Annotated in this window: 16 protein-coding genes and 1 pseudogene; all 17 read right to left on the bottom strand. The window is 43.5% G+C overall.

Annotation, left to right across the window (positions count from 1 at the left end):
* Positions 1-217, bottom strand: a pseudogene (locus FD47_RS08615) (hypothetical protein); the annotation flags it as partial.
* Positions 210-1,244 (bottom strand): methionine ABC transporter ATP-binding protein, encoded by a 1,035-nt coding sequence (locus FD47_RS08620; RefSeq protein WP_040538046.1) that lies wholly within the window; start codon positions 1,242-1,244, stop codon positions 210-212. The pseudogene FD47_RS08615 and the gene FD47_RS08620, both read right to left, overlap by 8 nt.
* A gap of 351 nt (positions 1,245-1,595) precedes the next feature.
* Positions 1,596-1,889 (bottom strand): glycine cleavage system H family protein, encoded by a 294-nt coding sequence (locus FD47_RS08625; protein ID WP_054734962.1) that lies wholly within the window; start codon positions 1,887-1,889, stop codon positions 1,596-1,598.
* A gap of 16 nt (positions 1,890-1,905) precedes the next feature.
* Positions 1,906-3,108: an FtsW/RodA/SpoVE family cell cycle protein gene (locus tag FD47_RS08630; protein WP_056980532.1), complete on the bottom strand. Its 1,203-nt coding sequence runs from the start codon at positions 3,106-3,108 to the stop codon at positions 1,906-1,908.
* Between the two features lie 31 nt (positions 3,109-3,139).
* On the bottom strand, positions 3,140-3,364 hold the full coding sequence (locus FD47_RS08635) for a DUF2969 domain-containing protein (RefSeq protein ID WP_008214984.1): 225 nt from the start codon (positions 3,362-3,364) through the stop codon (positions 3,140-3,142).
* Positions 3,365-3,386: 22 nt separating this feature from the next.
* On the bottom strand, positions 3,387-3,662 hold the full coding sequence (gene yidD / locus FD47_RS08640) for a membrane protein insertion efficiency factor YidD (protein ID WP_008214985.1): 276 nt from the start codon (positions 3,660-3,662) through the stop codon (positions 3,387-3,389).
* Positions 3,663-3,675: 13 nt separating this feature from the next.
* Positions 3,676-4,677, bottom strand: coding sequence for a rod shape-determining protein (gene mreB, locus FD47_RS08645; protein ID WP_008214986.1), 1,002 nt, complete (start codon positions 4,675-4,677; stop codon positions 3,676-3,678).
* 246 nt (positions 4,678-4,923) lie between these two features.
* The gene (gene murA, locus FD47_RS08650) at positions 4,924-6,234 is read right to left on the bottom strand and encodes a UDP-N-acetylglucosamine 1-carboxyvinyltransferase (RefSeq protein ID WP_054734965.1); all 1,311 of its coding nucleotides are present in this window, start codon (positions 6,232-6,234) and stop codon (positions 4,924-4,926) included.
* 16 nt (positions 6,235-6,250) lie between these two features.
* Complete coding sequence (locus FD47_RS08655) at positions 6,251-6,481, bottom strand: DUF1146 family protein (RefSeq protein ID WP_008214988.1); 231 nt, start codon at positions 6,479-6,481, stop codon at positions 6,251-6,253.
* A 276-nt stretch (positions 6,482-6,757) separates the two neighbouring features.
* Positions 6,758-7,174, bottom strand: a complete 417-nt coding sequence (locus FD47_RS08660; protein WP_008214989.1) for a F0F1 ATP synthase subunit epsilon — start codon at positions 7,172-7,174, stop codon at positions 6,758-6,760.
* A 13-nt stretch (positions 7,175-7,187) separates the two neighbouring features.
* Positions 7,188-8,633, bottom strand: coding sequence for a F0F1 ATP synthase subunit beta (gene atpD, locus FD47_RS08665; RefSeq protein WP_054734968.1), 1,446 nt, complete (start codon positions 8,631-8,633; stop codon positions 7,188-7,190).
* An 18-nt stretch (positions 8,634-8,651) separates the two neighbouring features.
* Positions 8,652-9,572 carry a F0F1 ATP synthase subunit gamma gene (locus FD47_RS08670; protein WP_008215000.1) on the bottom strand — a complete coding sequence of 307 codons (921 nt, stop codon included), beginning with the start codon at positions 9,570-9,572 and terminating at the stop codon, positions 8,652-8,654.
* Positions 9,573-9,594: 22 nt separating this feature from the next.
* Positions 9,595-11,163, bottom strand: a complete 1,569-nt coding sequence (atpA, locus tag FD47_RS08675; RefSeq protein WP_054734972.1) for a F0F1 ATP synthase subunit alpha — start codon at positions 11,161-11,163, stop codon at positions 9,595-9,597.
* Positions 11,164-11,188: 25 nt separating this feature from the next.
* On the bottom strand, positions 11,189-11,731 hold the full coding sequence (gene atpH, locus FD47_RS08680) for an ATP synthase F1 subunit delta (protein ID WP_008215002.1): 543 nt from the start codon (positions 11,729-11,731) through the stop codon (positions 11,189-11,191).
* The gene (gene atpF, locus FD47_RS08685) at positions 11,728-12,237 is read right to left on the bottom strand and encodes a F0F1 ATP synthase subunit B (RefSeq protein ID WP_054734974.1); all 510 of its coding nucleotides are present in this window, start codon (positions 12,235-12,237) and stop codon (positions 11,728-11,730) included. The genes atpH and atpF overlap by 4 nt, the downstream gene beginning before the upstream one ends.
* Positions 12,238-12,278: 41 nt before the next feature.
* Positions 12,279-12,491 carry a F0F1 ATP synthase subunit C gene (atpE, locus tag FD47_RS08690; RefSeq protein ID WP_003553570.1) on the bottom strand — a complete coding sequence of 71 codons (213 nt, stop codon included), beginning with the start codon at positions 12,489-12,491 and terminating at the stop codon, positions 12,279-12,281.
* Between the two features lie 26 nt (positions 12,492-12,517).
* Positions 12,518-13,240 (bottom strand): F0F1 ATP synthase subunit A, encoded by a 723-nt coding sequence (atpB, locus tag FD47_RS08695; RefSeq protein ID WP_008215007.1) that lies wholly within the window; start codon positions 13,238-13,240, stop codon positions 12,518-12,520.
* Between the last annotated feature and the right edge of the window lie 164 nt (positions 13,241-13,404).

A 13,404-nucleotide genomic window follows, 5' to 3' on the forward strand; every position in this document is an offset into this window, starting at 1 on the left:
TTTTCATCCAACTATGGGGGTTCACTTCAATTCGATAAATCGTTGCATGACTATTTTTAGTTTCATACAGGATCAATCCGAGGATAATGCCAAAAATAACGATTGCGATCATTGACACCAGCGTCACCCAAATTGTTTCCCAAGTTGCCGACCACATTGCCGACCAGTCGACATTCTTGAAAATGAAGTAGGATTTCAATCCGGTTGCGTTAGTCATGGTGAATCACCTCCGTCTCAACGTGCATTTTCTTAAGATAGGCCAATGCATCGGCAATCTGCTCATCCGCACCAACCAATTGAAGATCCAGTGACCCAAGGGCCCCTTCCTGCGTTTGGCGAATTGCCCCGGCAATAATACTAATCGTCAAGTCAGGGTACTTTTTCACAACTTCGGAAACAATCGGCAGTTCGGCCTGGGGCCCATGAAAGACCAACCGAATAATCTGCCCGTCAGGATATTTCTTGATTAACTCATCAAGGGTGATGGTTGAATCGTCCTGCTGAGGCGTAAATTCTTCACTCACAAACTTCTTGGTCACGTCAGCTTTAGGATGCCGGAAAACATCAAAGACCGACCCGGTTTCGACGACCTGCCCGCTACTCATCACCGCGACGCGATCACAAACCTTTGCGATGGCATGCATTTCATGGGTAATTAACAAAATGGTCAAATTCATTTGCTTATTAATTTTTAAGAGCAAATCCAGTACTTCGTTGGTCGTATCCGGATCCAACGCACTGGTCGCTTCATCTGAAATTAAGATTGACGGCTCATTCGCCAGGGCGCGGGCAATGCCCACCCGCTGCTTTTGGCCACCAGATAATTCTGATGGATAGGAATGCTCCCGGCCTTCCAAACCAACCAGTTTAATCAGGTCTTCGGCCCGCTGCCGCCGCTTAGAACGGGGGACTTTCGCAATTTCCAATGGGAGCGCGACATTATCGATCACGGTGCGGGACCACAGCAAATTAAAATGTTGGAAAATCATCCCAATTTTTTGTCGTTGAAGTCGCAGCTGACGGCCGCTTAATTTGGCAACATCCGTGCCATTAACGTCAATCTCGCCTTCACTTGGCGCTTCCAAACCGTCTAGCATTCTGACCAACGTACTTTTCCCAGCACCGGAGTATCCGACAATTCCAAAAATTTCACCGTCATTGACATCAATGTTAACGTCTTTGACAGCGGTCAGTGCCCCATCCTTCGTACTGTAATTCTTCGACACATTTTTGAATCGAATCAATGTGAGTTCCTCCTCATCTCATCAAAAAAGCTTTCCGCCCGTAGATAATGAATCATTATCTACAGGACGAAAAGCTTTTTCCGTGTTACCACCTGTATTCATCACCACGAAATTTGCAGTGACCTCAAGAGTATGTGACATACTCAACGGGGTAATGGGCGTTAACCACTGTTAGCTCACCTTAAAGGCTTGCCAACATTAGATTGAATTAAGACCATCTTCGAAAACCATTCCGACTCGTTTTCAGCATCCGAGTTCTCTGTGACAGAATTGGCAATCTACTCATCTTATCATTTTCGTATCATGACTTACTCATAATTTTACTACACTTTGAAATTCCGTCAAGCCGAACTACTTCTGAATTTTGGCAATCCATGACTCTGACTTGTCCTTACCGTTGAGAACTGATGGGTCATCGGTTGCCTTCTCGTTAATCGCAACCACCTTGCCAGCTACCGGTGTTGGAATGTCGGAGACTGCTTTGTCAGCTTCAACATTCAGTAACGTATCATTGGCACTTAACGTTGTCCCGACCTTGGGAATTGAAACAAACGTGATGTTTCCAAGTTCGTTTTGCCCATCAGGGGTTAATCCGACCGTGACAACTCCGTTTGCTTCATCTGTCCAATAATATTTTGTATCCATGAATAAAACCACCCTTTTATGAAAATTCTTTGTCTTCGCCAAACATATAACTCTTATTATGATACTGCATTGACATAATCAATCCAATCCCAATCATGTTCCCGATTAAGGCGGATCCACCAGCACTTACAAATGGCAGTGGAATCCCAGTCAATGGCAGAAGTCCAATGCTCATCCCAACGTTTTCAAACACGTGGAATAAGATCATCATAATAACCCCGGTTGAAATGTAGGCGTAAAAAACGTTCCGCGTTTCAAATGTAACCTTTATCATTTGATAAATCAACAAAAAGTACAGGAAAATCAGCACACAACTGCCAATGAACCCAAAGTTCTCACCGATTACGGAAAAAATCATATCTGATTCCCGTACCGGGACATACACATGGGACTGATTAAATCCAGTGCCAAAGATCCCACCAGATCCAATTGCCTTCATACTCTGCCAGAGCTGATAGCCTTGGTTCGAGGTATCCGCTGATGGATGCAGCCAGGTATCCACCCGGTTAAACTGGTAAGCTTTAAAGCCAATGTGTTCCAAAATCCGTCTTCCGGATTGGGGAATCACCAGCGCCAAAGCGGTGCCACCCAATGCAAAAACGGTAATGACTGACGGGAGAATAATTTTCCAAGTAATCCCCGAAACAATCAGCATCCCCCCTAAGATGGCGAAGAAAACCAACATTGTTCCGAAATCATTTTGAAGCTTTAACAGAACGGCAACCGGAATTGTCCACCCGATCATCTTACCAATCAGTAACCAATCACTGCGGATGGTTTTCAGGGGGTACTTGTCATTATGCTCAACAATTACCCGTCCCAACATCAAAATATAAGCTGGTTTCATAACTTCGGAAGGTTGAAACGTTAATCCAAATAACGAGAACCAACTTTTAGCGCCGGTGTTCAAATAGTAAACCCGGCTATAGAATATTAGCACGCTTGCTAGCAGTAAAATCCCCAACCAATAAGTAACTGGGGCCACTTTCCACAGTTGTTCGGAATCAAACTGCATGATGACGACAATCGCCACGATACCAATCACGTACCAAACCAGCTGCGAAGCCACTTGCCTGGTCACGCTGGTGGCACTGGAATCGTGAGAAGCTGCGACATAAATTGATGCCAACCCGATCAGGGCCAACATCAACACACAAAAAATGATTCCCCAATCAATTCTGGATTCTTTATCCTTATCCGTGTTTTGTCTGGTATCCAAAAATAAACCTCCTCACCGGCCACGAACCAGACTAATGATGCAAGTGAAAATCTTTAATAAGCAGTTGAACGCCTTCGTCAAAAGTCTTAACGTGGTAAGACTCTTGGTGGGTGTTAACCGCCTGGAATTTGTCATCATTAACTTTGGTAATCGTCCCAATTCGTTTACGGCCAATCAATAAATCAGAAATTTGATTGCCGTTTTGATCAGTAGAATCTTTAATTTCAACATTAATACTCTTGCTAGTCTTGCTCATCCAATTCTCTCCTGTTCAAAGTTTATTTTAAGTGCATCGATTTTCGGTATTCATCGCGGGCGGCCTTGTTGCGGAAAATTGTAAAATGATCCGGCACCGGGTCGTATCCCCCACGAACAAAGGGATGACATCTTAAAATCCGAGCGATTCCCATAATGGTTCCCTTAATAGCGCCATGTTTGGCAAGCGCCGTTAACATATAGTTACTGCACGTTGGATAATAACGACAGGTTGGCGGAAACATTGGCGAAATAAATCGCTGATACCCGTGAACAAACATCATCAGAATTTTTTTCATATAAAGACCCGTTTTATTTTGCTTTAAGTTTTGGATTCTTAATATACTGTTCTAGCAATACCCCGGCGCCCTTAGCAACATTATCTAACGGATTCTCAGAGATAATAACGGGTACCGTTAAGGCATCAGAAATCACCTGATCGATATTGCGGAGCAGGGCCCCACCACCGGTCAGCATAATGCCGCGATCCACAATGTCGGATGCCAATTCAGGTGGAATAATTTCCAGAACTTCTTTTGCACCGTCAACAATTAATTGAACGGTGTCGGCAATCGCATCCGCCACTTCGTTGCTATCAATTGTAATTGCCCGCGGCATTCCAGTAACGGCGTCACGCCCACGAACCTCGAGTTTTTTGACGTCATCGGTGTCCTTTTTGGCAGTGCCGATTTCAATTTTAATCTTTTCAGAAGTGTGTTCACCGATAATCAGGCCGTGTTTTTGCTTAATGTAAGTCACAATTTCGGTATTCATCTTGTCACCGGCAATCCGAATTGATTTGCTGGCCACAATATCACCCAATGAGATAACGGCGATGTCACTGGTACCACCACCCATATCGATCACCATGTTGCCGCGAGGCTGGAAAATATCCATTCCCGCGCCGACAGCAGCAACCTTAGGCTCTTCTTCGAGATAAACTTGACCGCCGCCAGCCTTTTCAGCTGCCTGGACAATCGCATTCCGTTCAATTTCCGTTACGTTGGTTGGCGCACAGATCATGATTTTTGGCTTGGACATAAATCCTTTAACATCTAATTTATTAATGAAATAAGTTAACATTTCTTCAGTAATATCAAAATCCGAAATTACCCCGTCTTTTAGGGGTCGAATTGCCCGAATATTGCTTGGTGTACGGCCAACCATTCGGTATGCTTCTGTTCCGACTGCCAGTGCCTTTCCCGTTCGGGTATCAATTGCAACCACTGAAGGTTCGTTTAATACAATGCCCTTTCCGGCAACGTAGATCAGTACGTTGGCAGTTCCTAAATCAATTCCTATGTCTTTTGCCATCTGTGAACTTCCTCCTGAAAAACTTTAATCTCAAAAATTAATTATATCACATCTATCGTGACATTCTAATAGTTCTTAAATAATCTCAACAAACCCACACCGGTTTAGCATTTCCTTAAAAAACGCATTGCATCCTTAATCTTAATTGAGTCTACTCGTTAACTATAACAGGCAATCTGAAAAAAAGATACGGCAAAAAGGACCGGTCAGACCATCCCTGATGATCAACCGGTCCCCCCGAAAATTTTATTTAATGTGTTTAACTGATTGATTGACCACGATCGCGTCGTCATCGACGTTCACGCGCTTAATCTCAGCGCCAAGATCTGCTAATTTCTTATGGAAATCGTGATAACCACGATCTAGGTACTGGAGATTGCGAACTTGCGTGTAGCCCTTTGCCACCAATCCGGCAATGACTAATGCGGCGGCAGCCCGCAAATCAGTTGCGGCAACTTCGGCACCATTAAAATCAGTGGGCCCATCCATTACAACCGTTCGGCCTGAAATGGTGTACTTGGCATTCATGCGTCGGAGCTCTTCCATATGCATAAACCGGTTCTCAAACACCGTTTCCGTCATTGAACTGTGCCCATTGGCAGCTAATTGTAAAATGGTCATCTGCGGCTGCATGTCCGTTGGGAAGCCTGGATGTGGTAATGTTTTAACATCGGCAGGCTTCAAATGATCGGTCCCAATGACCCGGATACCCGCGTCAGTCTCCGTAATGGAAACACCCATTTCACGCATTTTCAAAATGAGGGGCTGATTATGTTCGGCAATTGCGTCCTGAATTAGAACATCACCTTTGGTAACGGCCGCGGCGATCATAAAGGTACCGGCTTCGATTCGATCCTGGACAACCGCATGATCGGTCCCATGAAGTTCTGAAACCCCTTGAATCCGGATTTGCTCAGTACCGGCACCAACAACCCGTGCCCCCATCTTATTAAGAACGTTGGCCAAGTCAACAATTTCAGGTTCCCGAGCCGCGTTTTGAATGACGGTTTTGCCGGTTGCTAAAGTCGCAGCCATCATAATATTCTGAGTGGCACCAACACTTGGGAAATCCAAGTAAATATCAGTTCCGGTTAACCCATCGGGAGCAGTCGCCTCAACGTAACCATCATGCTGCTCAATATTGGCGCCAAGGGCTTCAAAACCCTTCAAATGAAGATCAATTGGCCGCGAACCGATGGCACAGCCACCAGGAAGGGCAACTTTTGCCTTGCCCAGTCGCGCTAATAACGGCCCCATTACAACAATCGATGCCCGCATCTTTGAAACGTACTCAAAAGGCGCTTCACTGGACAACTCAGACGAGGCGTCAAATTGGATTTCATTATTGGCTTCATCAAAATCAACTTTTACATTTAAGAACCGTAACACGTTATTCATCGTGTAAACATCCGATAATAAAGGCACATTTGAAATTGACGTCTGCCCTTCACTTGCAAGAATTGTAGCAGCTTGAATTGGCAGTACCGCATTCTTTGCCCCATCAATATGTACGCTTCCCTGGAGTTGTTTGCCACCATGCACAATAATTTTTTCCACAAGAACGCCTCCGACTTTACTTTATTAAATAGCTTAAATTTCTAATGTTATCAATTACTGAGAGAAAAAATTGGCTACACGTATACCCGATGGTAATGGATAATAACACAATCAGTAGCTTTCCCGGTAATGCGCGAAGGGGGATGTAGCGCTCAATATGGATTTCCTGAACACTCCAAAACGCCATTGCAATAAATAGAAAATATGTAACGAGCGTTACGATGGCTTGGATGCCAAACATTTTCATATAAATTCCCCCAATTCATTGACCACTATATCATAAAGACGCAAACTTGTCCTACTTTTTCGCGTTTTTTAAGAAAAAGTTCGCGTTCTCACATAAATTCCCCACATTCTGAATTTCACGGCTGATGGGAATTCATGCAGATCTTCAAAATTTCGCTTACATATGCTCAATCGCACACATTGTTTCCAATTGGGAAGGGCTCATCTGATTCTCATATCTTAACAGACAAAAAAAGATCGCCGCAAGCATAACGCTTGAACGATCTTTTGGAGACGCTTATTTCTTGGCAACATTGATCCGGTTAATTGCACGGCGAAGTGCAACCTGAGCCCGATCCAATGCTTGCTTGTCATTTTGTTTCCGAGCAGCTTCAATCAGCCGCTCAGCCCGTTGACGGGCGTTTTCAGCCCGAGCAACGTCGATGTCACTTTGACATTCGGCACTGTCAGCAACAATTGTGGCAGCGTTATTTGAAAACTCGATGAAACCACCGTTAACAGCAATCTCATCTTCATTATTGTCATGCTTTACTCGGGTTTCATCAACATCGAGTGTTGCAATGACGGGCTCATGATTCGCCATGATTCCTAGTTGCCCCGACTGAGTTGAAACAACTATCATGTCAGCAGTATGCTCATAAACTTTTCCATCGGGAGTAACGATACTAACGTTTATAACTGAACTATCAGCCAATTAAACTCCCTCCTTAGTTTGCAGCACTTTGCTTTTCATCACTTGAGTCACCGTGTAACTCGCCCTGCATCTTCTTAGCACTGGCAAGAACATCCTCGATTGGTCCACAATTACGGAACGCGTCTTCAGGAATATCATCGTACTTGCCTTCAAGAATCTCCTTAAATCCCTTAACCGTATCAGAAACTGGGACATATTTACCAGGAAGCCCGGTAAATTGTTCAGCAACTGAGAAGCTTTGAGAAAGGAAGAACTGGATACGACGAGCCCGGTTAACAATCGTCTTTTCTTCGTCAGACAATTCATCCATCCCAAGAATTGAAATGATATCTTGAAGTTCACGATATCGTTGCAAAACGTGTTGAACTTCAGTTGCAACATCATAGTGTTCTTGACCGACAATTTCTGGGGCCAATGCAGACGATGTTGAAGCCAATGGATCAACGGCTGGATAAATCCCTTGTTGCGTCAATGAACGTTCCAAGTTAGTGGTTGCATCCAAATGGGCGAATGTCGTAGCAGGCGCAGGATCGGTGTAATCATCGGCAGGCACATAAACGGCCTGAATTGAAGTGATGGCACCCTTCTTAGTTGACGTAATCCGTTCCTGAAGCTGACCCATTTCAGTAGCCAACGTTGGTTGATAACCAACGGCTGAAGGAATTCGGCCAAGCAAGGCAGAAACTTCTGAACCAGCCTGAGTAAACCGGAAGATGTTATCAATAAAGAGCAACACATCTTGGCCGGCTTCGTCACGGAAGTATTCAGCAATCGTCAACCCAGTTAAGGCAACTCGCATCCGGGCACCAGGTGGTTCGTTCATTTGACCATAAACCATGGCGGTTTGGGCAAGAACTCCTGACCCCTTCATTTCGAAGTACATATCATTACCTTCACGGGTCCGTTCACCAACACCGGCAAACACGGAAATTCCGTTATGACCCTGGGCAATGTTATGAATTAACTCTTGGATTAAAACGGTTTTACCAACACCGGCACCACCGAACAACCCAACTTTCCCACCACGAATATATGGTTCAAGTAAATCAATCACTTTAATTCCAGTTTCAAGAATTTCAGTTGATGGATTCAACTCATCATATTTCGGGGCATCACGGTGAATTGGCCAACGTTCTGCGTCTGGGCCAAATTCTGGACCGCCGTCGATTGGTTCTCCAAGAACATTAAATACTCGACCAAGAGTATCCTTACCAACCGGAACACTGATAGATGCTTCAGTATTATCTACTGTCATCCCACGGCGAAGGCCGTCGGTTCCATCCATCGCAATCGTACGCACGACACCATCACCCAAATCAAGGGCAACTTCGACAACCAGAATCTGGTCGTCGGTGACGTGAATATTCAAAGCAGTGTTAATTTCTGGTAATTTGTCGTCCAAGGAGAATTCAACGTCAACAACTGGTCCGATAACTTGTATAACTTTACCAGTACTCATGTTAGTTAATTCCTCCATCTAATTGTTATCTGACTTAAGAGCTTCCTGACCACCAGTAATTTCAGTGATTTCAGTCGTAATTGCGGCCTGACGGGCCCGGTTATACTGCAATTCCAAAGATGAAATAAGATCATCGGCATTATCCGATGCAGATTTCATTGCCGTTGCAGATGATGCGTGCTCAGATGTCTTTGCATCCAAAATGGCACCATAAACCAAACTTTCAGAATATTGTGGCAATACCACGTTCAGCACTTCAGATTCTGATGGTTCAACATCGTATTCAGCAGTTAGCTGTTTTTCCTTAATATCCTCACTGGCCTCACCTTGAATGGCTTCGCTGTCAACAGGCAGCATTTTCTCGGCACGGAAGCGGGAAATTAATCGGTTAACAAAATGTTCGTAACAAACGTACAGTTCATCGAATTCGCCCTTATCATACATCGATGTAATCATCTTGACAATCTGACGAACTTCGTTGAATGTCGGAACATCGCTAACACCCCGATACTCATAAGCAACGTTTTCACCGCGCTTCTTATAAAAATCAGAGCCATTACCACCCACCGCGATAATCGTATAATTATCGGAACCGGCAGAATGTTTACTGATAAATTGATTGGTTTCTCGAATGACGTTGGCATTGTAGCTACCCACCATTCCACGATCGGAAGTGATAACTAAATACGCAGTTCTCTTAGTTTTAGATTGATCACCATCTGCTGAATGACCTGAGGATTTTAACCCATCCAAAATGTGAGATTGGGCTAAATGCATAACTACAGATTTTACTTGGCTTGCATAGTCCGCGTAATTAACGGAATGTTTTTGAATTTGGTTCAGCTTGGATTGCGAAACCATTTCCATCGCATTCGTAATTTGCCGCGTCTTCTTAGTAGAAGTAATCCGATGTTTAACATCGTTAAGCGAAGCAGGCATGTAATCTCACCCTCCTTAAAATCTAGTCATTTGAAGCAGTTGTTTGTTGATCGTCGGTTGAGGCTGCTGATTTGCCGTCATCCTGGTTACTTGGTTGGAAAGTTTCCTCAAATTCTTTGATGGCAGAATCCAACTTGGAAGTATCAGGTAACTGACCAGTTTTGGCAATGTCATCCAACAAATCTTTGTGGGAATGATCAAAGAAATCAAACAATTCATTTTGATAACGTAAGATGTCATCAATTTCGATCTTGTCCAAAAAGCCATGGGTCAAGCAGTAGAGAATCAACACTTGCTTTTCAACAGGAATTGGAGAATGAAGTGGTTGCTTCAGAACTTCAACGGTTCGAGCACCACGATTCAACTTAGCCTGAGTTGCTTCATCAAGATCAGAACCAAATTGAGCAAATGATTCCAATTCGTGATAAGAAGCTAAATCAAGACGCAAAGTCCCGGCAACCTTCTTCATTGCCTTAACCTGGGCATCCCCACCAACTCGAGAAACTGATGTTCCGGCATCTACGGCAGGCCGAACACCTGAATAGAAGCTGTCAGCATCCAAGAAGATCTGACCATCAGTAATCGAAATAACGTTGGTTGGAATATAAGCGGAAACATCTCCGGCCTGAGTTTCAACAATTGGCATCGCGGTCATTGAGCCGCCGCCTAATTTGTCACTCAATTTTGCAGCCCGCTCCAACAAACGTGAGTGGGTATAGAAAATATCACCAGGATAAGCTTCACGACCAGGAGGCCGACGAAGAATCAATGATAATTCACGGTAGGCATCGGCCTGCTTTGATAAATCATCATAGATAATCAACACATGCTGGCCTTTATGCATGAAGTATTCACCCATTGTTGCCCCGGCATATGGTGCGATGTACAACAGTGATGCTGGCTCAGAAGGGCCGGCAGAAATAACCGTCGTGTAATCCATTGCGCCATACTGTTCAAGGGTACTTACGGATGCACGGACAGTTGATTCCTTTTGCCCGATCGCAACGTAGATACACTTCATGTTTTGGTCTTTTTGATTCAAAATCGTATCAATCGCGATTGACGTCTTCCCAGTCTTACGATCACCGATAATTAATTCACGCTGACCACGACCAATTGGGATCAACGAATCAATCGCCTTAATTCCAGTTTGTAATGGTTCAAAAACTGATTGACGGTCCATAACCCCAGGCGCTTTATGTTCAATCGCCTTATGATCATCGGCCTTAATTGGGCCTTTACCGTCAATTGGTTGACCGAGTGAATTAACAACCCGTCCAATCATTTCGTCGCCGACAGGAACTTCCATAATCCGACCAGTTCGTTTTACGGAATCTCCTTCACGGATATTTGTGTCATCGCCTAAAATCATGATACCAACATCATTGGTTTCAAGGTTTTGAACCATTCCGAAAACACCGTGGCCGAAGTCGAGCAACTCTCCAGACAACGCATTTTCAAGACCATGCGCACGAGCGATACCATCACCAACATATGTAACGATACCCGTTTCTTTAACATCAAGCTCGTTTTGGTAGCCTTGTAATTGTTGCTTGATAAGAGCACTGATTTCCTCAGCTTTAATGCTCATAAGATTCACCTCTTTATAGATATCGTTAGTTCAACAGTAATTCTTTAACTTTATTAATTCGAGTTCGAACACTTCCATCAATAATGACATCGGAAGATTTGATCACAATACCACCGATAAGTGATTTGTCAACTTTCGTATCAAAAATGACTTTTGCGGCACCAACCCGTTTTTCGAAAGCTTTCGCCAAGCGATCCTTCTGATCATCATCCAATTCAGTTGCAGAAAGAACTTCGGCCCGAACAATTTTCTTGTCGTCCTCATAGAGCTTCTGGAACTGATCAATAATGGTAATGATATCTGGGAATCGTTGATAACTGGCAACAACCTTAAGAAAATTGTTGATAAAGTCAGATGCATTTTGAGTGATGGGTGCTAATAATGACTTTTTCTTATCATCAGAAACCCGCATATCATCAAGAATATCAATCAATTTAGGATTGGCAGCAAAAATTTTGCGAAGTTCAATTAAATCAGCATAGCCATCTTCAACATTGTTTGAATCTGTAAGAACTTCAAACATTGCCTTGGCATATTTCTTAGCAGCTGTTACGTTAGTTGATTTCATTTTTGCTTACCCAACCCTTCAATATAAGAGTTAACAAGTTCTTTTTGATCGTCTTCATTCAATTCTTTTGAAATAATCTTGGATGCAATTTCAATCGAAAGGCTTGCCACATCTTTACGAGAATTAGCCAAAGCTTCTTGTCGTTGTTGTTCAATATCCTTCTCAGCAGAACTCTTAAGATTAGATGCTTCATTCCGTGCATCTTCAACGATTTGTTCACGTTGTTTCTGACCGTTCTGTTTTGCAGTGTTCATGATTGCGCTCGCGTCTTCACGGGTCTTGTCCAATTCAGCCTGACGTTTTTGTGCAAGTTCAGCGGCCTTATCGCGTGAATTTTTAGCGGAATCAATATCATTGGCAATTTTGTCCGAACGGTTTTGCATCATCTTCGTAATCGGCTTCCATGCCACCAGCTTGATCAGATACATCAAGATCAAGAAACTGATCATAACAAACAGCATGTCACCAGTATAAAGCTGAGCTCCAACTACCGAATATGAAAACATCAATTGGCACCTCCTTCTCTGTTATTTTTACTCACTAGTCACTACTTGTTCATAACCAGTAAGGCAACAACGAAGGCGATGATAGGCATAGCTTCAACCAAACCAACACCGATGAACATGTTACCACGAAGTTGACCGGATAATTCTGGCTGACGAGCCATACCTTCCAACATCTTAGCGATTAAAATACCATCACCAATAGCACCACCAATTGCGGCGCCTGCCATAGCGATACCTGCAGCGATTGCTCCCATAATTAATAATCCTCCTTAAAATCTTGTTATACTTCTTCGATTTCAATCTTCTGAGAAATGTAAACGGACGACAGCGTTACGAAAACGTAGGCCTGAATACATGAAATGAAGACTGAGAAACCTTGCCAGACCAACTCAAGCGGCAGCATTGCTACCCACATGACCGGCCCACCACCTGTTGCCATTCCGGTAATCATTGTCAGAAGCATTTCTCCTGAAAGAATGTTACCGAATAGTCGCAAGCCTAATGTTAAGAAGTTGGTAAACTCTTCAAAAAGATTAACGACTAAGAATAGCTTAAACGGTTTGAGATAATTCTCAAAGTGTTGCTTGTAACCTAACGTGCGAACCCCAAGATATTGGGCAAGCATCAAGGTCATGAGTGAAAAGGTCATCGTCACAACCGGATCGGAAGTTGGGCTTTTAACATAAGTAATTCCCGAAACATCTATGTGCAGGAACAACCCCATATTGTTAGCTACTAATAGGAACAAAAACAAAGTAAAGCCCCATAAGCCCAACATTCTACTTGCTTCACCGGAAACTGAACCACCCACGATACCGTTGGTGAAATCAACGATATATTCCAGAACATTTTGTGCCTTTCCCGGCTTCATGGTAATGTGCCTGGAAAGGCCGTAAACTAGCGCTAATACGATCAAACATGCAAGTAAAATTGAAATCATGTTGCCTAGATTAAACGTCAGTCCTAAGAATGTAAAAGTATGATTAGACCCTCCAATGGTCATTAAAATCTCACCTCTTTCCACGACATGATTCACGCAAGCTAATCAATCTGGTCATTCGGTCAGGAAGACATTAATACCAAAGTGAACTTTGCGATGGTAATGAATACATCTCAGCATCCAAATACAATTGAAACTATACCACCAATCATTACAAAATTCAAAAC

It is taken from the genome of Lentilactobacillus parafarraginis DSM 18390 = JCM 14109, assembly GCF_001435895.1.
Taxonomy (GTDB): Bacteria; Bacillota; Bacilli; order Lactobacillales; family Lactobacillaceae; genus Lentilactobacillus; species Lentilactobacillus parafarraginis.